Source organism: Pedobacter sp. TM02 (genome assembly GCF_059705275.1).
Map to the genome: position 1 here is coordinate 3625854 of NZ_AP046530.1, position 22777 is coordinate 3648630.

General features: G+C 45.4%; 14 protein-coding genes. 11 read left to right on the forward strand and 3 right to left on the reverse strand.

The window, feature by feature from the left end:
• Positions 1–2 precede the first annotated feature (2 nt).
• From AC6H1S_RS15585 to AC6H1S_RS15615, 7 genes are all read left to right on the forward strand, one after another.
• Positions 3–1070, forward strand: coding sequence for an efflux RND transporter periplasmic adaptor subunit (locus AC6H1S_RS15585; protein WP_497564202.1), 1068 nt, complete (start codon positions 3–5; stop codon positions 1068–1070).
• A gap of 59 nt (positions 1071–1129) precedes the next feature.
• Positions 1130–4318, forward strand: coding sequence for an efflux RND transporter permease subunit (locus AC6H1S_RS15590; protein WP_199137774.1), 3189 nt, complete (start codon positions 1130–1132; stop codon positions 4316–4318).
• Between the two features lie 492 nt (positions 4319–4810).
• Entirely contained in the window at positions 4811–5431 is a 621-nt protein-coding gene (locus AC6H1S_RS15595) for a TetR/AcrR family transcriptional regulator (protein WP_199137775.1), read from the forward strand.
• Positions 5432–5436: 5 nt separating this feature from the next.
• Positions 5437–6783: a TolC family protein gene (locus AC6H1S_RS15600; protein WP_497564203.1), complete on the forward strand. Its 1347-nt coding sequence runs from the start codon at positions 5437–5439 to the stop codon at positions 6781–6783.
• Positions 6784–6804: 21 nt separating this feature from the next.
• A complete protein-coding gene (locus AC6H1S_RS15605; protein ID WP_199137777.1) occupies positions 6805–7890 on the forward strand; it encodes an efflux RND transporter periplasmic adaptor subunit in 1086 nt (361 codons plus the stop codon).
• Positions 7891–7995: 105 nt separating this feature from the next.
• The gene (locus AC6H1S_RS15610) at positions 7996–11451 is read left to right on the forward strand and encodes an efflux RND transporter permease subunit (protein ID WP_497564204.1); all 3456 of its coding nucleotides are present in this window, start codon (positions 7996–7998) and stop codon (positions 11449–11451) included.
• Positions 11452–11581: 130 nt separating this feature from the next.
• The gene (locus AC6H1S_RS15615) at positions 11582–11977 is read left to right on the forward strand and encodes a VOC family protein (RefSeq protein ID WP_497564205.1); all 396 of its coding nucleotides are present in this window, start codon (positions 11582–11584) and stop codon (positions 11975–11977) included.
• A 109-nt stretch (positions 11978–12086) separates the two neighbouring features.
• On the opposite strand, the gene AC6H1S_RS15620 is transcribed toward AC6H1S_RS15615, so the two are convergent.
• From AC6H1S_RS15620 to lpdA, 3 genes are all read right to left on the reverse strand, one after another.
• Entirely contained in the window at positions 12087–13274 is a 1188-nt protein-coding gene (locus AC6H1S_RS15620) for an MFS transporter (RefSeq protein ID WP_497564206.1), read from the reverse strand.
• Positions 13275–13393: 119 nt separating this feature from the next.
• Entirely contained in the window at positions 13394–14917 is a 1524-nt protein-coding gene (locus AC6H1S_RS15625) for a choice-of-anchor I family protein (protein WP_497564207.1), read from the reverse strand.
• Positions 14918–15131: 214 nt separating this feature from the next.
• On the reverse strand, positions 15132–16538 hold the full coding sequence (gene lpdA / locus AC6H1S_RS15630) for a dihydrolipoyl dehydrogenase (protein WP_199137787.1): 1407 nt from the start codon (positions 16536–16538) through the stop codon (positions 15132–15134).
• 301 nt (positions 16539–16839) lie between these two features.
• Here lpdA and AC6H1S_RS15635 point away from each other — a divergent pair, with 301 nt between their 5' ends.
• The 4 genes from AC6H1S_RS15635 (at position 16840) to AC6H1S_RS15650 (ending at position 22602) form a co-directional block, all read left to right on the forward strand.
• On the forward strand, positions 16840–17064 hold the full coding sequence (locus AC6H1S_RS15635; RefSeq protein WP_199137789.1) for a DUF4287 domain-containing protein: 225 nt from the start codon (positions 16840–16842) through the stop codon (positions 17062–17064).
• 119 nt (positions 17065–17183) lie between these two features.
• Positions 17184–19058 (forward strand): CocE/NonD family hydrolase, encoded by a 1875-nt coding sequence (locus tag AC6H1S_RS15640; RefSeq protein WP_497564208.1) that lies wholly within the window; start codon positions 17184–17186, stop codon positions 19056–19058.
• A 3-nt stretch (positions 19059–19061) separates the two neighbouring features.
• A complete protein-coding gene (locus tag AC6H1S_RS15645) occupies positions 19062–20933 on the forward strand; it encodes a CocE/NonD family hydrolase (protein WP_497564209.1) in 1872 nt (623 codons plus the stop codon).
• 10 nt (positions 20934–20943) lie between these two features.
• On the forward strand, positions 20944–22602 hold the full coding sequence (locus tag AC6H1S_RS15650; RefSeq protein ID WP_497564210.1) for a M1 family metallopeptidase: 1659 nt from the start codon (positions 20944–20946) through the stop codon (positions 22600–22602).
• Positions 22603–22777 lie beyond the last annotated feature (175 nt).

A 22777-nucleotide genomic window follows, 5' to 3' on the forward strand; every position in this document is an offset into this window, starting at 1 on the left:
AAATGAAAAGAGTAATAATCATAATCGTTGTCATTGCTGCTGCCCTTGCGGCAATAGCCCTGGTTCTTAAGAACAACAAAAAGAAGAACGACGCCAAAACTGCCTTCATTGCCGAAGGTGGCGGCGCGGTAGCTGTTCGCGTGGCAACTGTAGAAAAAAAGGTGGTAGACCTTGATTTTAATGCAAACGGAAACTTTGCCGCCAACCAAGAATTGAACTTCCTTTCTGAAAATGCTGGTCGCGTAAGCGCCATTTACGTCAAAGAAGGCGATCGCGTAAGCAAAGGACAGGTTTTGGCCCGCATTGATGCCGAAATTATCAATACCGACAGGGAAACAGCCGAAGCGGCCTACCAAAACGCGTTGAAAGACGAAGCCAGGTATCAAAGTTCGTATCAAACCGGTGGTGTAACCCAACAACAGCTTGACCAAGCCAAATTGGCTACCAGGAATGCACAGTTGCGCTTGCAGGCTTCGAAAAGAAGACTGAACGATGCCAGCATCAAATCGCCAATCAACGGTATCGTTAACAAAAAATATATTGAAGTAGGTGCTTTTGTAACCGCTCAAGGTACCCAGTTGTTCGAATTGGTTGACGTTTCAAAACTCAAACTGAAAGTAAACGTAAACGAAGCACAAGTAGCCAACCTTAAATTAGGCGACCGCATCGATATCAAATCAAATATTTTCCCAACTGAGAAATTCAGCGGCAAGATTACTTTCATCGCGCCTAAAGCCGATGCAACCTTGAACTTCCCGATCGAAATCGAAGTGGCCAACAACACCAAAAACAGCTTAAAGGCCGGCATGTACGGCACAGCTGTTTTCAACTTCCCGCAACAAGCGCCTAGCATCCTTATTCCACGTACCTCGTTCGTGGGCAGCGTAAGCAGCAATCAGGTTTTTGTGTTAGACAAAGCCAGCAATACCGCCAAGGTACGCAATGTGGTAAGCGGCCGGATTTTGGGAGATAACGTGGAGATTTTGGATGGCTTGGTTGCAGGCGAAACCGTAATTACCAGCGGACAGATCAACTTGGCCGACGGCACTGCGGTAAGCATTGTTAAATAAGCTAAAAATTGCATTTACAAATCGCTTGCGCCACTAAACGTATGCATTATTAAAACAAAATGAAGATTACAGACATATCCATAAAAAGGCCCTCGCTGGTGATTGTGGTTTTTACCGCACTTACCCTCCTGGGGCTATTGAGCTACTTTTCGTTGGGCTATGAGCTATTGCCAAAATTCTCCAACAACGTAGTATCCATTTCTACCATCTACCCCGGCGCTTCGCCAAACGAAGTAGAAAATACCGTAACCAAGAAAATCGAGGATGCGGTATCATCGATGGAGAACATCAAAAAAATAAACGCAGTATCGTTCGAAAGCTTGTCTACGGTAACCATTACCCTAACCGACAAGGCTAATATAGACGTGGCCCTGAACGATGCGCAACGTAAGGTAAATGCCATTCTGGCCAATTTGCCCGAAGACGTAAAAACGCCTTCGCTAAGCAAGTTCTCGCTCGACGATCTACCGGTAATCACCATGTCTGCCTCTGCCAACATGGACGATATTACCTTTTACGACCTGATCGACAAACGGATTGCCCCCGTAATTTCGAGGGTAAATGGTATTGCCCAGGTAAACCTGATTGGTGGCTCTGAGCGCGAAATACAAGTAGCTTTAGATGCCAACAAGCTCCAAGGCTATGGCCTTTCGGTGCCTCAGGTGCAACAGATGATTTTATCGTCGAACCTCGATTTCCCTACCGGAAGCGTAAAAACACAGAACCAAGATGTATTGATCCGTTTATCGGGAAAATACCAAAGCATTGACGAAATGCGCAACTTGGTGCTAACCACCACCAAAAGCGGTACGCAAATCCGCCTTGGCGATGTTGCCGACGTGCAGGATGCCCAAAAGGAAACCGAGAAACTGGCCCGTATCAACCGTAAAGGGGCTATCGCGATCCAAATCATCAAACAAAGTGATGCCAACGCGGTAGAAGTAAGTAAAGGCGTACATGCCATTATCGAAAAGCTGAAAACCGAATACAAAGCCGATAATCTGGATATTAAGATCGTAAACGACAGTTCGATCTTTACCCTCGAATCGGCAGATGCGGTAATTCACGATTTGATGCTGGCGGTAGTGCTAGTGGCTTTCGTGATGCTTTTCTTCTTGCACAGCATCAGAAACGCGGTTATTGTTATGGTGTCTATTCCGGCTTCCCTAATTGCTACGTTTATTGGTATCAGCCTCTTTGGCTTTACCCTCAACCTGATGTCGCTTTTGGGCCTGTCTCTGGTGGTAGGTATCTTGGTGGATGATGCCATTGTGGTACTGGAAAACATCCAACGCCACATGGAAATGGGCAAAAACAAAGTGAGGGCAGCCTCAGATGCCACGAGGGAAATCGGCTTTACGGTAGTTTCCATTACCTTCGTAATCGTAGTGGTATTCTTCCCTATTGCGGTAAGTACCGGTTTGGTATCTAACATTTTGCGCCAGTTCTGTATCGTGGTAATTATTGCCACCTTGCTATCGTTGGTGGCTTCGTTTACCATTGTGCCTTTGCTTTTCTCGAGGTTCGGTAAATTGGAGCGTATCGAAGGCAAAAATATGTTCGGCCGTTTCATTTTATGGTTCGAAAAACAGCTCAAAAAATTCACGCATTGGGTTACTTCTATCCTAACCTGGTCGCTAAACCATAAAAGACGCACTATTTTTGCGGTAGTTATCCTATTTGTTGGCGCCATGTATTTAGCCGGAGCCGGATTTATCGGAAGCGAGTTCTTCCCTAAATCAGACAAGGGCGAATTCCTGGTACAGATCGAATTGCCCAAAGATGCTTCGTTAGAGCAAACCAACTTTTACACCCAAAGAGCCGAAGCCTTCTTGCAGAAACAGCCTGAAATTACCCAACTTATTACAACGGTTGGCCAATCAAGTGGCGATTTCGGTGGCACGCAGGCAACGGCCTATAAATCGGAGATTAACGTAAAATTAGTTGAACGCGACCAGCGCAAAGGGGTATCATCTGATATTTTTGCCACCAAAATGAGCCGTGCCTTAGCCAAAGAACTGGTGGGCGCCAAAGTAAAAACCGTTCCGATCAGTATTTTGGGTATCGCCGAAAATGCACCTATCCAGCTGGTGGTTATGGGCTCTGATTTGGATAGTGCCTTGAAATATGCCGAAGGTGCCCAAAAAGTACTGGCGGGCATTCCGGGTGCGACCGAGATTAAATTATCGGTAGAAAAAGGAACACCAGAAATCAACGTCAAAGTAGACCGCGATAAAATGTCGGCCTTGGGCCTAACCCTGCAAACCGTAGGTGGAACCATGCAGACTGCATTTAGCGGTAACACCGATGGCAAGTTCAGAAAAGGCGAGTACGAGTACGACATCAACATCCAATACCAGGATTTCAACCGCAAAAGCGTAGACGACGTGCGCAACCTGATTTTTGTAAACGGCGCCGGACAGCAGATTAAGCTTTCGCAGTTTGCCACCATTACCGAAGGATCCGGACCAAGTCAGCTGGAGCGTTTAAACAAATCGACTTCGGTATCGGTAAAAGCGCAATCTATTGGTAGGCCTACCGGAACTGTAGTAGCCGATTTCCAAAAGAAACTGGAAGAATTACAGAAAAACGGCAAGCTGAAAGCGCCAGTTGGCGTGAGCTATACCTGGGCCGGCGACCAAGAAAACCAGTCGGAAGGATTTGGTACCCTAGGTATTGCCTTATTGGCCTCGGTTATTTTGGTATACCTGATTATGGTGGCGCTTTACGATAGCTTTATCTATCCGTTGGTAGTGATGTTCTCGTTGCCGTTGGCCTTTATCGGTGCCTTCTTGGCCCTAGCCTTGACCAACAACTCGATCGGTATCTTCACCATTTTAGGTTTGATCATGCTCATGGGTTTGGTGGCGAAAAACGCGATTATCCTGGTCGATTTTACCAACCACATGAAAGCCGAAGGCAAATCGACCATCGAGGCCTTGGTGCTAGCCAACCACGCCCGTTTAAGGCCGATTTTGATGACGACCATCGCCATGATTTTCGGTATGCTTCCAATTGCATTGGCCAGTGGTGCCGGTGCAGAATGGAAAAATGGTTTGGCTTGGGTTATTGTAGGCGGCTTGACCAGTTCGCTCTTCTTGACCCTGATTGTTGTACCGGTAGTTTACCTGATTTTCGATATGATGCTAGATAAACTGGGTTTCAACAAAAAAGGCAAATCTATTGAGGAGCTGATGGTAGAGCCTTACGACCATAAAGACGTACACGAGTACGACTTGGATCATTAATACACTCCCCAAATTATATACTTTTAGTTTTGAAAGGAGCCGAGAATTCGGCTCCTTTTTTTATGTGGCTAAGCTTCGCCTGATATTCTTCATCATTCAGATTGGTGTGCTTCGCCAACGGTTTCAATGCACTTAGCTTGTGGGCAAAGCATACCAACAAAAGCCACTCTTCATTTCTGATGTGGCTGGTGCTGGTTAATATCGTAGCCCATACTGGTGTTCCCCACCAACGAATTTGCGCATTGGTTATCACGCCAAAAGATACCCCCTCCTTCCCACACCCCATCCCTTACCTCCATTCACCTACCCAAAACCGCCATTTGCCGACTAGGCCATATTTAATTATTGACTAATAACTTCTTTTGTGCCGTAAAGGAAGAGCAGCCGAAGACAGGGAACTATACTGGAGATAAAATGTTTTTTAATGGAAACTTTTAGTTTAAAAAAAGTTTCCATAGTTTTGATTATGTAATTTTCAAGAAAGGGTACAGATTGGAAATCAAAGAATACATAATTAAGGAATCGGATAAACTTTTTTGCCAATTTGGCTTTAAAAGCGTAACCATGGACGATATCGCCAAGCATTTGGGCATGTCCAAAAAAACCATTTATCAACATTTTAGCGACAAAGACGAGCTGGTGAACATTCTGATCAGCGAAAAAATAGGCACTCAGGATTGCGTGGTTAAAGACGGAGCCAAAAATTCGGAAAATGCAGTTCACGAAATATTTTTCGCCATGAGCAACATAAACGAACTCTTGTCGAACATGAACCCCAAGCTCTTTTACGACCTGCAAAAATATCACCCCAAAGCCTGGCTGATCTTTAGGCAGTTTAAGGAAAAAACATTGACAATGGCCATAGCCCATAATTTAGAACGTGGCAGAAAAGAAGGTTTGTACCGGAGCGAAATCAACGTAGACATCCTTACGCAGATGCGCCTCACACAAATAGACCTGCTTTTTAACCAGCACGACAATTACACCATGAACAAATACAGCCTTGCCCAAGTGATGATTGCCATAACCGAACACTACCTTTTTGGTGTATGCAACCCAAAAGGCGTAGAACTTATTCATTTTTACCAACAGAAAAAACCTATACAAGCGTAAATGATATGAAACCACAACTTTACATTTTACTTTTTTGTCTGAGTTGGATCATCCCAGCCCAAGCCCAGCAAAAAGATACCACGGCAAGTTTCAGTTTGCAGGAGGCCATCTCCTTTGCATTAACCCATCAGGCTGATGTAAAAAATGCCAAAATAGACGAGCAAATCGCGGCAAATACCGTTAAAAAAACCTTTGGCATTGGCCTGCCCCAGGTAAGCGCAAGCGCCGATTTTAACGACTTCCTCAAAGTGGCCACCAGTTTAGTACCCGCCATCTTTTTTGACAAGGATGCGGCTCCCGGAACTTTTATTCCAGTGCAATTTGGCGTAAAGTACAACTCAACAGCAGGCATTAATGCCAGTCAGCTGCTTTTTGACGGCACCTACCTGGTAGGGTTAAGGGCATCGAAAACCTATAAAGAGCTCAGCACCAAAAACAGTGCGCGGACCCGAATTGAAATCGCCGTTGCGGTTACCAAAGCCTATTATTCTGTTTTGGTAAGCGGCGAGCAGCTAACATTGCTAGATGCCAACATAGCCAGCTTAAAAAAATCGCTCAACGATACCGAGGCCATGTTCAAAAATGGTTTTGCCGAAAAGATCGATGCCGACAGGCTGAGCGTACTTTACAATAATGCGCAAACCGAAAGGGAAAATGTAGTGAGGATGCTGGCCTTAAACCTTAACCTGCTGAAATTTCAGATGGGATTAACCGTAAACAGCAACCTAACGCTCAAGGATAAAATTGGTGAGATCAATGTAGATCAAGTACCTGTTTTAAGCGATAGCAGTGCCTATCACAAAAGGATTGAATATTCGATCCTGCAAACGCAGCTCAAACTGAACGAGTTGGATGTAAAAAGATACAAAAGCGCATTTTTGCCTAGTTTATCGGCATTCGGCAGCTATTCGCTAAGTTTCCAAAACGACAGGTTTGCTGATTTGTACGACAAGAACTTCCCTACATCGGTAATCGGCCTGAAGCTTTCTATTCCGATCATTTCTGGTGGCCAAAAACTTTACGACGTTAGAAATGCAAAACTGGAGGTACTTAAAACCCAGAACAACATCAACAACCTGGCGAATTCGATCAATCTGGAAGTTTCGCAAGCGCAGACCAACTTCGTGAACGGCCAAAAATCGCTTCAAAACCAAAAAAGGAATATGGCCCTAGCCCAAGAGGTATTGCGTGTAACCAAAATCAAGTATGAACAAGGCGTAGGCTCCAACCTGGAGGTAACCACCGCCGAAACCTCGCTTAAAGAAGCCCAAAACAACTATATCAATGCTTTATACGATATGCTCATCAACAAGGTAAATCTGGATAAGGCCCTAGGAAACATCAATTATTAAACCTTACAAAACCATCACATAATGAAAAGAGTATTATTCATTTCAGTAATTGCCATTTTGGCCGCCTGCTCCAAGCCAAAAGACAAAAAAGCAGAACTAGCCGAGCTCAAGCAAAAACGCGCAGAGCTTGATGGCCAAATTGCCAAATTGGAAAAAGAAGTAGGTGGCAAAGATTCGTTGGCCACCAAAGACGTAACGGTTTACGACGTGAAATCGGCCCCTTTTTACAACTACATAGAAATACAGGGCAAAGTTGATGCCGAGCAAAACGTAGAGGTCAATCCCGAAATGCAGGGCATTGTAACTGCCGTTTATGTTAAGATTGGCCAAACCGTAAGCAAAGGCCAGGTATTGGCTCAGATAGACGACAATGTGTTGCGCCAAAACATTGCCCAACTGCAAACACAGTTAGATTTGGCCAACAATTTGTACAATCGCCAAAAAAATCTTTGGGACCAAAAAATTGGCACCGAAGTACAATACCTCAATGCGAAAAGCCAAAAAGAAGGCTTAGAACGCCAAATGAACGTGTTGCGTACCCAACAGGGGCAATTTAAAATCAAGTCGCCCATTTCGGGCAGCGTAGAGCAGATGGACCTGAAAGTAGGCCAGGCGGCCGCGCCGGGCATGCAAGCCATCAGGATTGTCAATGCCAACACCTTAAAAGCCAAGGCACAGGTTGCCGAAGCCTATTTGGGCAAAATTGGCCAGGGCGATAATGTAAGGGTAATCTTCCCTGATTTGCAAGACAGTTTAACCACCAAGGTATCATTCGCCTCTAAGGTAGTTGACCAGGCTTCGCGCAGCTTCAACATCGAGGTTAACCTCCCATCGAACAAAAAATACCGCGCCAATATGATTTCGGTGTTAAAGGTGGTCGACTACTCAAATCCTAATGCCATCATCGTTCCGGTAAATGCCATCCAAAATGCCGAAAACGGAAAATATGTAATGGCTGTGGTTAACGGAAAAGCCCAACGTACCAACATCAGCATCGGCAGGACCATAGACGGCAAAACCGAAGTGCTTTCGGGCCTCAAGGCTGGCGACAAAATCGTGGTAACTGGGGTGGAAGACCTGAACGAGGGCGATCCGGTTAAATATTAATTAGAAAATGAATGAGTGATTCAATGAGTGCATTGGAATGTGGCGACTGATCCGCGGGCATTCAATCATTCAAAACTCAATCATTCAAAATTAAACCCTAAACAAATGAAAGACGTTAACAAAGAGTTTAAACCTTCGAGTTGGGCCATCGACAATAAAACGGCAATTTATATCATCACCATCATGATTTCGATTGCGGGCTTGTTTGCCTATAACTCTACGCCAAAAGAAAATTTTCCGGAAGTAATCATCCCGAAAATCTTTATACAAACCACCTACCCTGGTACTTCGCCAGAGAACATGGAAACCTTAGTAACCAAGCAATTGGAAAAAGAAATCAAGGGTACGCAGGGACTGAAGAAAATCACCTCCAACTCTTACCAGGATTTCTCGATCATCACGGCCGAATTTGGTACGGATGTGGATATCAAAGATGCCAAGCAACGCGTAAAAGATGCGGTTGACAAGGCCAAAACAGACTTGCCCAACGACTTGCCCGACGATCCAGTGGTGCAAGACATCAACCTGTCTGATTTGCCGATCATGTACCTGAACATTTCGGGCAATTTTGACTTGAAGAAACTGAAGGAATATGCCGACGACATCCAAGACCGTATCGAGGCCTTGCCAGAAATTTCGGGTGTTGATATTGTTGGGGCTTTGGATCCGGAAATCCAGATTACGGTTGACATGAACAAAATGGCAGCCGCGCAAATTACCTTTACAGACATCGCCAATGCGGTAGGTGGCGAAAACGTGAACGCCTCTGGAGGTACCGTAAAAATGGATGGCCTGCGCCGTACGCTGAACATCAAAAAAGAGTTTAAAAACGCAGAGCAGATTGCCAATCTGGTCATTAAAACCCCTACCGGGGCTGCTGTTTACCTCAGAGACATCGCCGAAGTAAAAGATGCCTTTAAGGAGCAAAACAGTTATGCGCGCCTATATGGCAAAAACGTAATTACGCTGAACGTGAAGAAACGTTCGGGACAAAACCTCATTGAGGCTTCTGACAAAATCAATCAGATTATTGCCGATATGAAGGCCAACTCCTTACCCAAAAGCCTGGAAATCAAAATTACCGGCGACCAATCCGACCAAACTCGTGTAACCTTGCACGACTTGATCAACACGATTATCATCGGCTTTATCCTGGTAACCATCATCCTCATGTTCTTTATGGGGGTAACCAATGCCTTGTTCGTGGCTTTATCGGTTCCGCTTTCCATGTTCATCGCCTTCTTGTCGATGCCGTTTTTGGGTGGCTTGTTTGGTTTCAGCTTTACCATGAACATGATCGTACTCTTCTCTTTCCTACTGGGATTGGGCATTGTGGTAGATGATGCCATTGTGGTAATCGAGAACACCCACCGTATTTTCGACAATGGCAAGGTACCAATCGTTAAGGCGGCCAAAACCGCAGCTGGCGAGGTTTTCGTGCCTGTATTTTCGGGTACCCTAACCACATTGGCTCCGTTTTTTCCCTTGCTGTTCTGGCCAGGAATTATCGGCAAGTTTATGTTCTTTTTACCGGTTACACTCATTGTTACCCTATTTGCCTCGCTGATTGTAGCTTATATCATCAACCCGGTATTCGCGGTCGATTTTATGGCGCATGATGACCATTCGGCCAATAAAAAACCACATTTTGATCAAAAAACCAGGAAAAACCTCTTGATCATGGGCATTATTGCCATAGCAGGTTATTTGATCAATATCGGCTTGGGCAATTTTGTGGTTTTCCTCGCCTTGCTGTACCTGCTTAACCATTTCTTCTTAACCAATGCGGTTAAAACATTTCAGAACAAGATTTGGCCTGGCTTCCAAAACCGATATGTTAAAGTATTGCATTGGGCAGTGGAGCATCCTAAAAAATTAATCTGGGGTACTTTCGGCTTGTTCTTTTTAACCCTGTTTGTTTTTGTTACCCTGGTAGGCACCGGCCGGCAAAAAATCATCTTCTTCCCTTCGGCCGACCCGAACTTTGTGTATGTATACGTAGGCATGCCTGTAGGTACCGACCAAGCTTATACCAATGAAGTGGTGCGAAACGTAGAACAAAAAGTAACCAAGGTACTGAGCAAAAATGGCAAGATAGATCCCGTAGTAACTTCTATCATTTCGAACGTAACCGTAGGCGTAACCGATCCGCAGGACGAAGACCAGGGCGAATACCCGAACAAAGGAAAAGTAACCGTGGCTTTTGTCGAATTTGGCAAGCGTAACGGCGTCAATACGGCTACCTACCTCGACAAAATAAGGGAAGCCGTTAAGGGTATTCCTGGTGCCCAAATATCGGTTGCCCAAGAGCAGGGCGGTCCGCCAACAGCTAAGCCAATCAGTATCGAAATTACCGGCGACAACCTGGATTCGATTGTAAACACTTCAGAAAGACTGAAAAAATACCTGGTGAACAAACAGATTGCCGGTGTAGAGGAGTTGAGATCGGATTTCCAGAACAACAAGCCTGAAGTCATTTTCGACATCGACAGGGAAAGGGCTAATCGTGAAGGCATTTATACGGGCCAAATTGCACTTGACTTGCGTGCGGCTCTATATGGACGTGAAATTTCCAAATTCAGAGATGAAAAAGAGGATTATGAAATCAACGTGCGTGCCAAAGACGACCAGAAAAACAACCTTGAGGTGCTCCGAAACATGAAAATGACCTATCGCGACATGGCGATGGGTGGACAGATTAGGCAGGTGCCGATTTCTTCTTTCACCAATATCGACTATGTGAATACTTACGGCGGCATTAAGCGCAAGCAACAAAAAAGGATCATCATCCTATCGTCAAACGTATTGAGCGATGCCAACCCTAACCAGGTGGTAGCCAACGTAGCCCAAGAAGTGGCCCAGTTTAAGGCACCAAGGGGCGTTGAAATCAGAATGGCCGGCGACCAGGAGGAACAGGCCGAAACGATGGGCTTCTTGTTAAAAGCATTTTTAATTGCCATAGGCACGATTTTGATCATTTTGGTAACCCAATTCAACTCCATCAGTAAGCCCATCATTATCTTGGTCGAGGTATTGTTCAGCTTGATCGGCGTACTGGGAGGTTGCATCCTCTTCAACATGCCGTTCTCAGTGATGATGTCGATGCTGGGTATTGTGGCTTTAATTGGCATCGTTGTAAGGAACGGTATTTTGCTGGTAGAATTTACCGAGTTGATGGTGAGCCAGGGCATGAGCGTAAAAGACGCCGTCATAGAGGCCGGTCGTACGCGTATGACCCCGGTATTGTTAACGGCAACAGCTACCATGCTGGGCCTAATTCCGCTGGCGGTTGGCTTAAATATCGACTTTGTGAAGTTGTTTACCGAGCTGAACCCGCACATTTATTTCGGCGGCGATAACGTAGCTTTCTGGGGGCCATTGTCGTGGACCATGATTTTCGGGCTGAGCTTCGCTACTTTCCTCACCCTCATTTTGGTTCCTTGCATGTATATCGTGATGGATAAAAACTCGAGGGCCATTAAAGGCTGGTTCAAGAAAAAACCGGTGACAGAGGCCAACCATGAGGCAACTGATGAGGCAAGCGATTTAGCCGCACACTAAAACTCCCCATTCAATAACAATAAGCCCTTTAGTCTGAAAAGATTAAAGGGCTTTTCAATTAAATTTAACCTTTTCATCAAGTTGGCTAAACAAGAACTTTAGTATATTCGTATAACCAAAAACCACAAAAATGAACTATAAAAGTGCAATTAGTTGGTTCGAAATACCAGCTTCGGATTTAGACAGGGCGACCAAATTTTACGAAACCATTATGGGCGTCGAATTGATACCAATGGATATGGAAGGCATGAAAATGCGTCTATTTCCGGTAGCAGACATGATGAACGACATTGGCGGAGCTATTGTTGACCGTGGCGATTTTTACAGCATCTCGTCAACAGACGGCGTACTGATCTATCTTAACGGAAATCCAGATGTACAACAGGCCTTAGGCAAAGTAGAAGCGGCCGGTGGCAAGATTGTCGTTCCGAAAACAGAAATTAGTCCGGAATATGGTTTTATGGCGGTGATTATTGATACCGAAGGCAATAGAATTGGCTTGCATAGCGTACCTACATCAGCTTAACCATCACCTAACCGTTTCTTTTCTAAAAGGACCTATACTTGCGAAGTTTTTAAACGGCATGGCCCTCCACTTTGCCATGGTGAGAGGATTCATGCTTCGTCAATGTATGTTATCGAATGGCCTTTACCTTGGCCACAATCAGGCTGATGCAGATACCGAAGCACCCGATTACCGCATAAGAATACCTCAAACTCGAAAGTGCCGAAATATAGCCGATTAGCGGAGGCCCCATGAGGAAGCCAAAATAACTTACGCCCGAAACCATGGCCAAGGCAATGCCAGGCGCGACTTTGGTATTGTTACCGGCAATACTGTAAACCATGGGTACAATGCCCGACACGCCAACACCTACCATCATAAAACCAATGGTGGCCGGAATAAGATAGGGAAAAACAACCGATAGCAACATCCCACTCGAAATAACAACGCCACTTACCTGCAGCAACCTTTTCCGGCCATAGGCAGCAATAACCTTATCGCCCAAAAAACGGCCGGTAGCCATCATGATCATGAAAGAGGTATAGCCCAAAATAACCAAGGCGTGCGGTGCCTTTACAATCTCCTTAAAATAAACACCGCTCCAATCGAACATGGCTCCCTCTGTAGCCATGCTGCAAAAGCCTATAATGCCCAATTGTATCAATACGCCTTGTGGCCGGGTAAATAATTTCGGTTTTTCCTGTTGCACAGGTTTCTTGGCTTCCAGCAGATACCTATAGTTAACGCCGATGTGCACAAAGGCCAAAACAGCGATCATGCAGAAATGCAAATAGGGTGAAGCATGCAGGCTCGTCATGAGCAGACCTACCAAAGCTCCCGAAAAGCCACCAACACTCCAAGCGCCATGAAAAGAGGTCATGATAGGCTTGCCATAATAGCTCTCTCCGGCTACACCCTGCGTATTCAAAGCTATATTGCAAAGATTTCCGGTAATGCCGAACATAAACAGCATCAGTGCCAATTGCCAACCTGTATTGGCCAAAGCCAAGTTGGTTAGCGCCAAGGCGTACAAAGGCGCACCAATGGTAAGCATGCGCTTGCTGCCAAAAACGGTGGTTAAACGACCAGATACCGGCATGGTAAGCAACTGGCCCAAGGGCAAGGCCAACAAAATACTGCCCAGTTGCGCATCAGAAAGCTGCAGGGCCGATTTGAGGTCGGGAATACGGCTGGCCCAGGAAGCAAAGCAAAGGCCTTGGCCAAAATAGAAAAGCGAAACCGCCAATCGCACTTTTTTCCTGCTATAAGGATGAACTATTGCATCGGAGGCGAGGATGGGCTCGGCACTTGCTGACATGCTTGATTTTTTTTGGGTGGAAATAGAGCTCGCAAATTTCTTCAAATTAGCCGAGAAAAGCATAAAAAAAGCCGGCAAATCTACCGGCTTTTGATTTTGAAATGACTTTAGCCTTTGAGCTATAATTTATCTGGCTGAAAGAATTTAACCGTTCCGTCATCTTCATTCGATACAATTAACAAGCTCCTGCCGTTAGGGCTGTCTTTGGCTTTCACAAACAAAATGCCTTCTGGAGCATCGCCGGTTGAGAACAACTGCACAAATTTAGGCGCGGCTGGATTGCCGATATCGTAAATGGCAATCTGGTCTACCCTCTCCATACCGATAAAGGCCAAAGTCTGCCCGTTTACCTGTGCCACAACAACACCTTCAACCTCTACGCCTTTATTGTCCGAGCGGTCGTCGTCGTATTTGCCGGCATCAATTACGCGTTGCTCTAAATCCTTGCCAATATTGGCTACCAATTGTCCGGTTGAGGCATTGATAATACTCAGGCTTCTGCCGCCGGTAGCATATAATTCGTCGTAATCACCATCGCCATCGGTGTCGCCAAAGAGCTTGGTTACGGTTAGGCGACCCAAATTAGCATCTTGCTTCAGTACTGATGCCGTTGGAAACTTGGTTGGATCCAGTGTCAGGTCTTTCACCCTGGCTTCTTCATTAAAAGCACTGTAGGCACGGGTATCGCCTTCGTTGGCCAAGGCCAGATAGCTGGTATTGTTGACGGTGAAATGCGCAATGGCATCTGGCAGGTAAAATGCTTTGATTGGCCAGTTTTTTAATTCTTTTTTGCCATCCTTATCGCTTACGTCAAAAGGATTTTCGGCCAAGCTGATGTCTCTTGTACCCAAAGGCATAATTTTGGTAATCGCTCCTGCAATTATGTCGATTTCGGCTACGCCATTGTTCTCCTGTAGGGTTACGTAGGCTTTTTTGCTATCGGCTGCTACTGCAATGTATTCTGGTTCAATATCTTTGGCAAAAGAAGCATTCAGGCCGTAAATCCTGAATCCGTTGGCCACCAAAGTTGCCTTTTGGCTTTCGAAGCCTGAAAAATCCATGGTCTTAACCGAATAGTTATCTTTGACGTTAATAATGGAAATCGAACCTACCGGATCAACAGTATAAGTATCGTTCGGCTCGCCTTCGTTGGCCGTTAAAATGTAATTGCCATCAGGACTAAAAGTTACCATGTCGGGCATGGCACCAACGGTGATCTTTTTCAGTTCTTCTAGGGTTGATGTTTTAATGATGACCACATCGCCATTGCCCTGCTTGTCGGCCCCATCTAAAGCTACAGCCAACAAACCATTGGAAACTGCTACGCTGTTGATGCCTGCATTATTGGGAAAGGTAATGGTTTTGACTTTACTTACCGCAGGATAGGCACTTAAATCGACCACTTCTACTTTGGTGCCACCATCGTTGCTCACCACGAATAGTTTTTTGGTACTTGGGTCGTAGGCCGAGATTTCGGCTGCAGTGGCTCCGCCCAAATCAACAGAGGCAATCTCCTTAAAGCTTGCCGGATTTTCTGCAACAATGGGCTCCGGAATAGGTTCATCGGTTTTTTTGTCTTTTTTACAAGACGCCAATGCCATGGCCACAATTAACAATGCGTTAAATAATTTTCTTGAGTTCATGTCTTATCTGTTTTACGGCAAAAATATTTAGCCGGCTGCACAGAAATGTTCAACACTCATTATCATTGTGTTAACAAATCATAAACTCATCAAAAACAAAAAACATGGGTAGGCTGTGAGCCACAAACTACCGAGTTTAAAACAAAAAGTCCCGTAGCAAAATACTACGGGACTTTGAAAAAATATCTTCAAGTTCAGGGCTTCCTACCCCAGACTAAATATGGATCGCTCTGTTAGCAGTTGCGGCCAAAGCGGCTTCTTTTAAGGCTTCGGTATAGGTTGGGTGTGCATGGCAGATCCTGGCAATATCTTCGGCCGAGGCACGGAACTCCATCGCTACTACGGCTTCGGCAATCATGTCGGCCGCACGCGGACCAATCATGTGTACGCCCAAAACTTCGTCGGTTGCCTCATCGGCCAGTACTTTGATAAAGCCATCGGTATCCATGCTGGCCTTGGCCCTGCCACTTGCTTTGAAAGGGAAGGAACCGGTTTTGTATTTTACGCCCTGCTCTTTCAACTGCTCTTCGGTATAACCTACAGAAGCCACCTCTGGCCAGGTATAAACCACACCTGGAATTAAGTTATAGTTGATGTGCGGTTTTTGTCCGGCAATGGTTTCGGCTACGTAAATGCCTTCGTCTTCGGCTTTGTGGGCCAACATGGCACCTTTAATCACGTCGCCAATGGCATAAACGCCTGGCACCGAAGTCTCCAAATGCTCATTTACTGGAATTTTTTTGCCTCTTTCTTCAACAGTAATACCGATCTTATCCAAGCCTAAACCTTCGCTATAAGCCGTACGGCCAACGGCAACGATACAGTAGTCTGCTTCCAGTTTAATGGCTTCGCCTTTCGGGTTATCGGCAGTAACGGTAACGGTTTTGCCTTTGGTAGTGGCACCGGTTACTTTGTGGCCCATGTAAAACTCCATGCCCAGGGTTTTCTTCAGTACACGTTGCAATTCTTTGCCTAAACCGGCGTCCATGGTGCTGATGATAGATGGCATAAACTCAACCACAGAAACTTTTGTTCCCAGGCGCGCATACACCGAACCCAATTCCAAACCAATTACGCCGCCGCCAATAACCACCATGCTTTTGGGCACTTCTTTAATGTTCAAGGCTTCGGTTGAAGTAATGATGCGTTTTTTGTCGATAGGTAAAAACGGCAAGGCTGTTGGCTTAGAGCCAGTAGCAATAATTACATTTTTGGCGTTCAGGGTTTCGGTAGTACCATCAGCTTTGGTTACCAAAATGGTGTTTTTATCTACAAAAGAACCTACGCCTTCAAAGGCATCGATTTTGTTCTTTTTGAAAAGGTAGGTAATACCCGCAGTGTTCTGCAAAACCACATCGTCTTTGCGGGCAATCATCTGCTTCATGTCTACCTTTAAATCTTTAAGGTTAATGCCATGCGTAGTGAACGTATGTGCTGCATTGTGGTAATGCTCAGAAGAATCCAATAAGGCTTTTGATGGAATACAGCCCACATTGAGGCAGGTGCCGCCATAAGTTTTATATTTTTCAACTACGGCCGTTTTTAAGCCTAATTGTGCACAACGGATGGCACCTACATAACCGCCCGGTCCCGAGCCAATAACAACTACATCGTATTGCATAGTAAAGATCTTTTTTTGTGAAACAAAGTTAAGGAATAGGTTTGAATGTTTGGGGCTTGATTTTTCGAATGTTACACTATTGTGGTTGATAGTCCATAGTCCATAGTCCATAGTCCATAGTCCATAGTCCATAGTGGGATTGTTCGATTGCTACTTGGTTTAATTGCTGGGATTGTTAACTGTAAACTTGAAACTGAAAACTGGTAACTACAAACTGGCAATCACACCCCAGTTTTGTCATTTCTCCCCCACATCAAACCCAACAATTCTGTTCAACTTTGTTTAACCAAAAACCAGCATTATGTCATTCCAAGCTTATTTAAACACCATTAAGGTACAAACGGGCAAAACCCCTGCCGATTTCAGGCAAATGGCCGAAACCAAAGGCTTTACTGTTAAAGGCGAACTCCAGGTCAAAGCAACCGAAATTACCAACTGGCTCAAGGCAGATTTCGGCCTGGGACACGGCCACGCCATGGCCATCTATGCCCTGCTCAAGGGAATCAAAGACGAGAACAGCCAATAGGTACATTTGCACCTATCCATGAGCTATCAATCATAGCTTAAAAGTGTAACTTCTTTAAATACTTAGGTTTTTGAAAGTGGCTTTTTTTATATTTATGGTTCATAACTAATTTCTTCATCATGAACCGCCTAAAACTGATTGTAGCCCTGCTGAGTTTTGCCCTGGCATCTGCTCAAGCCGTAGCCCAAAACACCTACGTTAAAGACAATTATACCAAAACCGACACTTACATTACCATGCGCGATGGGGTCAAGCTTTTTACATCTATTTATGTCCCTAAAAATGCCTCGGCGCAGCAAAAATACCCCATCATGATGCAACGCACCTGCTATAGCGTTGCGCCTTATGGTGCCGATAAATATCCGAACCGTTTGGGGCCTTCGACTACCATGATGAAAGAAGGCTACATTTTCGTATACCAAGACGTGCGGGGCCGCTACAAAAGCGAAGGTACTTTTACCAATATGACCCCGGTTATCGACAACAAAAAAACCAAAACCGATGTTGATGAAGGCTCAGACACCTACGACACCATCGATTGGCTGATCAAAAATGTAGCCAACAACAATGGCAACGTAGGCCAATGGGGTATTTCCTATCCTGGGTTTTATACCGCGGCCGGTATTTTGAGCAACCATCCGGCCCTTAAGGCCTCTTCGCCGCAAGCACCAATTTCCGATTTCTTTTTCGACGACTTTCACCACAACGGCGCTTTCCTGCAAAGCTATTTCTTTACCTTCCCAGTGTTTGGCGTTCAGAAAAAAGATACCACAACTACCGCTTGGTACAACAACCAAATGATCAGGACGGGTACCAGAGACGGCTACCAATTTGGCCTCGACTTGGGCCCACTAAGCAATGCCGACAAGTATTACAAAGACAATTTTTTCTGGCAAGAAACGGTTAACCACCCTAGCTACGACGAGTTCTGGCAAAAAAGAGGCTTGTTGAAACACTACCAGCCCAACCTTAAAACCGCAGTAATGACCGTAGGTGGCTGGTTCGACGCCGAGGATCTTTCCGGACCGTTGAACATCTACAAAACCATCGAAAAGAAAAACCCAAATGCCTATAATACCATCGTCATGGGACCATTTGGCCACGGACGCTGGTCGAGCGAAACCGGCCACACCATGCACAGCAATGTTTATTTTGGCGATAGCATTGCTACATTTTACCAAAAGGAAATCGAATCGAAATTCTTCAGCCACTTTTTGAAAGGCAATGGCGATAAAAACTCGAACCTGCCTGAAGCTTACATGTTCGATACCGGCCTCAAACAATGGAACAAATTTGATCAATGGCCAGCTGCCAAAGCCACTAAGCAAAAGCTGTTTTTGGGTGCTGATGGCAAATTGACTTTCTCGCAGGCCAAAACTGCCGGTTCTGTTTCTTATGTGAGCGACCCCATGAAACCGGTTCCGTATACCGAAGACATAACTACCTCTACCGGCTTTACGCCACACAATTACATGAGCGAAGACCAGCGTTTTGCAGGTCGCCGTACCGATGTACTGGTTTTCCAAACCGATGTGCTGACCGAAGACATTACCTTGGGTGGCGAAATCATGTCGCACCTTAAAATTGCAACCACGGGCAGCGATGCCGATTTCTTTGTCAAACTGATCGATGTATATCCAGCCGACGAGCCCAACAATCCTTACATGCCGAACAAGAACATCACCCTGAGCAATTATTGGCAAATGGTCCGCTCTGAAATCATGCCGGCACGTTTCCGCAACAGTTTCGAGAAACCAGAACCCTTGATATCGGGCAAAAAAACCGATGTCAATTTCCGTTTGCAAGACGTATTGCACACCTTTAAAAAAGGCCACCGCATTATGATCCAGGTACAAAGCACAGCTTTCCCGCTGTTTGCGCGCAATCCTCAAAAATTTGTAGCCAACCCGTACAAAGCCACACAAGCCGACTACATCAAGGCTACCCAAACCGTATTTAACGATAGTTTTATCGAAGTTGACGTGATCAAATAAACCATGAGAAACCTTAAATCACTCTTATTACTGGTCCTAACCTGTTTTACGACAACCACTTGGGCGCAAGAAAGCGATTCGGCCTACGTACGCAGCCACTATACCAAAATAGAACGCCAAATTCCGATGCGCGATGGCGTGAAACTGTTTACGGCCATCTACATTCCGAAAGACCAAAGCCAAAAATATCCCTTTTTGCTCAACCGCACGCCCTATACCGTTGCCCCTTATGGCCAAGACAAGTACAAAACCAGCCTCGGCAATTTTCCAGGCATGATGCGCGAAGGCTTTATCTTTGTTTATCAGGATGTGCGTGGCCGTTGGATGAGCGAAGGCAATTTTGAAGACATCAGGCCACAAACCAACAAAAAAGGCAAAAACGATATCGACGAAAGTACCGACACTTACGATACCATCGACTGGTTAGTTAAAAACATTGCCAACAACAACGGCAATGCTGGTATTTATGGCATCTCATACCCGGGCTTCTACTCTACCACCTCGTTGCCCAACGCCCATCCGGCCCTAAAGGCGGTTTCGCCACAGGCACCGGTAACCGATTGGTTTATGGGCGATGATTTCCACCATCGTGGCGTGCTGTTTTTAATGGATGCCTTTAGCTTTATGAGCAATTTTGGCGTGCCTCGCCCGAAACCCATTACCCCAGACAAAGGCCCTAAAGGCTTTAAATTTCCTATCCAGGATAATTACCGTTTTTACCTGGAAGCCGGAAGCGTTAAAAACCTGAAAGAAAAATACTTTGCCGACAGCATCAGATTTTGGAACAACCTGTTCAAGCACCCCAACCTTGATACCTTTTGGAAAGCAAAGTTGATTTTACCGCATTTAACCAACGTAAAACCTGCAGTAATGGTGGTGGGTGGCTTTTTTGATGCAGAAGATGCCTATGGCACTTTTGCGACCTACAAAGCCATCGAAAAACAAAATCCGGGCGCCAACAACATCCTGGTGGCAGGCCCATGGTTTCACGGTGGCTGGGTACGCAGCACAGGCAGCAGCTTTGGCGACATCCAGTTTGGCCAGCCTACCAGCACTTATTATCAAGAAAACTTTGAATTGCCCTTTTTTAAATACTACCTCAAAAACGAAGGCAGCTTTAAAGCCGGTGAAGCCAATATTTTTGTAACGGGCAGCAACCAATGGAAAAAATTCGATACCTGGCCACCAGTTGCTACCGAAAGTAAAAATTTGTACCTGCATCCCAACGGCAAATTGGCTTTCGAGAAAGTTGGCCGTACTGACAGCTGGGACGAATACGTGAGCGATCCGAATAATCCGGTGCCTTACCAAGACGGCATACAGGCCAAGCGCACCCGCGAATACATGATAGACGACCAGCGCTTTGCCGCACGCAGGCCAGACGTAAAAACCTATCAAACCGATGTTTTAACAGAAGACCTAACCGTTACAGGGCCTGTGCTGGCCAATTTGGTGGTTTCTACCACCGGAACCGATGCCGATTATGTAGTTAAATTGATTGACGTTTACCCGGAAGATGCGCCTAATCCAAGTCCAAATCCCCAAAACATCATCATGGGTGGCTACGAAATGCTGGTTAGGGGCGAAATTATGCGTGGCAAATACCGCAACAGCTTCGAAAAGCCCGAACCTTTTGTACCTGGAGCCATTACCAAGGTTAACTATCCCTTGCCCGATGTAGCCCATACCTTTAAAAAAGGCCATCGCATCATGATCCAGATCCAAAACTCCTGGTTCCCATTGGCCGATAGAAATCCACAGCGATTTATGGATATCTATCAGGCAGAACCGAAGGATTTCCAAAAAGCAACACACAAAATTTACCACGATACTTTTAACAGTTCTTTTATTACCCTAAATGTTTTAAAACCATAATCTCCATATAATGAAACGAATACTTTTAGCGGCCCTTTCCTTGCTGCTGTTCAGCATTACAGCGAATGCCCAGTTAATGGCTAATAAGAAAGACTATACCCGGGCCGATACGCTAAGGGGTATGCTTACACCCCTGCGTACTTGTTACGACATCAATTACTATCACCTGGATGTGAAAATCAATCTTGAGGAAAAATCGGTAAGCGGCAGCAATGAATTTGCTTTTACTGCTACGCAGGATTTTAACAAATTGCAGTTCGATCTGTTCGAAAACCTTAAAATTGACAAAATTGTTTACAAAGGTGCCGAACTTCCCTATACCCGCGAATTTGGAGCCGTATTTGTAACTTTCCCCAAAACCATAAAAAAAGGCGCAAAAGACCGTTTCACAGTATTCTATAATGGCAATCCAAAGGTTGCGCGCAATCCGCCTTGGGATGGCGGGTTCATCTTTAAGAAAGACAAAGCCGGCAATCCTTTTGTTTCGGTAGCCTGTCAAGGTTTGGGTGCCAGCGTTTGGTGGCCTAACAAAGACCATCAAAGCGACGAGGTAGACAGCATGTTGATCAGCATTTCCGTGCCAAAGGATCTAGACGAAATTTCGAACGGCCGCTTGCGCAGCGTTGTTGATCAGCCCGATGGCTATAGGCAGCACAACTGGTTCGTGGCCAATCCCATCAACAACTACACCGTAACTTTTTACATTGGCAAATATGCCCACTGGACAGATACCTACAATGGCGAAAAAGGCCCGTTAACCATCGATTATTGGTCGCTTAAAGAAGACAGTGCCGTGGCGCGCCCGCACTGGGATGCCGACGTAAAGCCAATGCTTGAATCGTTCGAGCACTGGTTTGGTCCTTATCCATGGTATAAAGACGGCTACAAGCTGGTGCAGGCGCCACACCTGGGCATGGAGCACCAAAGCGCTGTGGCTTATGGCAATCAGTTTAAAAAAGGCTATTTGGGCAGGGATTTGTCAGGCACAGGCTTAGGCTTGAAATGGGATTACATTACGGTACATGAAAGCGGCCATGAATGGTTTGCCAACAACATTACCACCAAAGATATTGCCGATATGTGGGTGCATGAGGGCTTTACCAGCTACTCGGAAGCCTTATTTACCGAATCGACCCAAGGCAAAAAAGCCGGCGACGCTTATGCCATCGGCTTGCGCAGAAGCATTGGCAACCGTACCCCAATTATTGGGCCTTACAACGTAAACAAGGAAGGCGATGGCGACATGTATCCCAAAGGTGCCAACTTGATCCATACCATTCGCCAATTGATCAACGACGACGAGAAATTCAGGTCGATTTTAAGAGGCTTGAACTCGACTTTTTACCACAAAACCGTAACCACGACCGACGTAGAAAACTACATCAGCAAGCAGAGCGGCTTAAAACTGCAAAAGGTTTTTGACCAATACCTGAGGTATACCAACATTCCGGTATTGGAATACAAAATCAACAATGGCGTATTGTCTTACCGCTGGATTACCGACGTGAAAGGATTTGATATGCCGGTAAAGGTTTCGCTCAAAGCCGACGATTATACCTTTATCTACCCAACCAACGATTGGAAAACCACCAAAATAGACAGTTCGGTAAACATGGACACCTTTAAAGCCGAGCCCAACTTTTATGTAAAAGTGAAAAAGGGCGAATAATTTAGCCTGCTAAAGTTAAAGAGCCAATCTGTTAATTCAGGTTGGCTTTTTTACGATTTTGAGTTGTCCACATCTTCAACAGGCTAACGCTCTAATCAGCCAATCATATTATAGGTTGAGCTAATTTTTTCCTCAGGCCATGCAACTTTTCAAAAAAGTTCCACGTCTTATCATA

Coding starts and splice junctions, on each gene's coding strand:
- AC6H1S_RS15585 (WP_497564202.1), top strand. CDS start 3: ATGAAAAGAGTAATAATCATAATCGTTGTCATTGCTGCTGCCCTTGCG.
- AC6H1S_RS15650 (WP_497564210.1), top strand. CDS start 20,944: ATGAAACGAATACTTTTAGCGGCCCTTTCCTTGCTGCTGTTCAGCATT.
- AC6H1S_RS15625 (WP_497564207.1), bottom strand. CDS start 14,917: ATGAACTCAAGAAAATTATTTAACGCATTGTTAATTGTGGCCATGGCA.
- AC6H1S_RS15610 (WP_497564204.1), top strand. CDS start 7,996: ATGAAAGACGTTAACAAAGAGTTTAAACCTTCGAGTTGGGCCATCGAC.
- AC6H1S_RS15645 (WP_497564209.1), top strand. CDS start 19,062: ATGAGAAACCTTAAATCACTCTTATTACTGGTCCTAACCTGTTTTACG.
- AC6H1S_RS15600 (WP_497564203.1), top strand. CDS start 5,437: ATGAAACCACAACTTTACATTTTACTTTTTTGTCTGAGTTGGATCATC.
- AC6H1S_RS15640 (WP_497564208.1), top strand. CDS start 17,184: ATGAACCGCCTAAAACTGATTGTAGCCCTGCTGAGTTTTGCCCTGGCA.
- AC6H1S_RS15635 (WP_199137789.1), top strand. CDS start 16,840: ATGTCATTCCAAGCTTATTTAAACACCATTAAGGTACAAACGGGCAAA.
- AC6H1S_RS15615 (WP_497564205.1), top strand. CDS start 11,582: ATGAACTATAAAAGTGCAATTAGTTGGTTCGAAATACCAGCTTCGGAT.
- lpdA (WP_199137787.1), bottom strand. CDS start 16,538: ATGCAATACGATGTAGTTGTTATTGGCTCGGGACCGGGCGGTTATGTA.
- AC6H1S_RS15620 (WP_497564206.1), bottom strand. CDS start 13,274: ATGTCAGCAAGTGCCGAGCCCATCCTCGCCTCCGATGCAATAGTTCAT.
- AC6H1S_RS15590 (WP_199137774.1), top strand. CDS start 1,130: ATGAAGATTACAGACATATCCATAAAAAGGCCCTCGCTGGTGATTGTG.
- AC6H1S_RS15605 (WP_199137777.1), top strand. CDS start 6,805: ATGAAAAGAGTATTATTCATTTCAGTAATTGCCATTTTGGCCGCCTGC.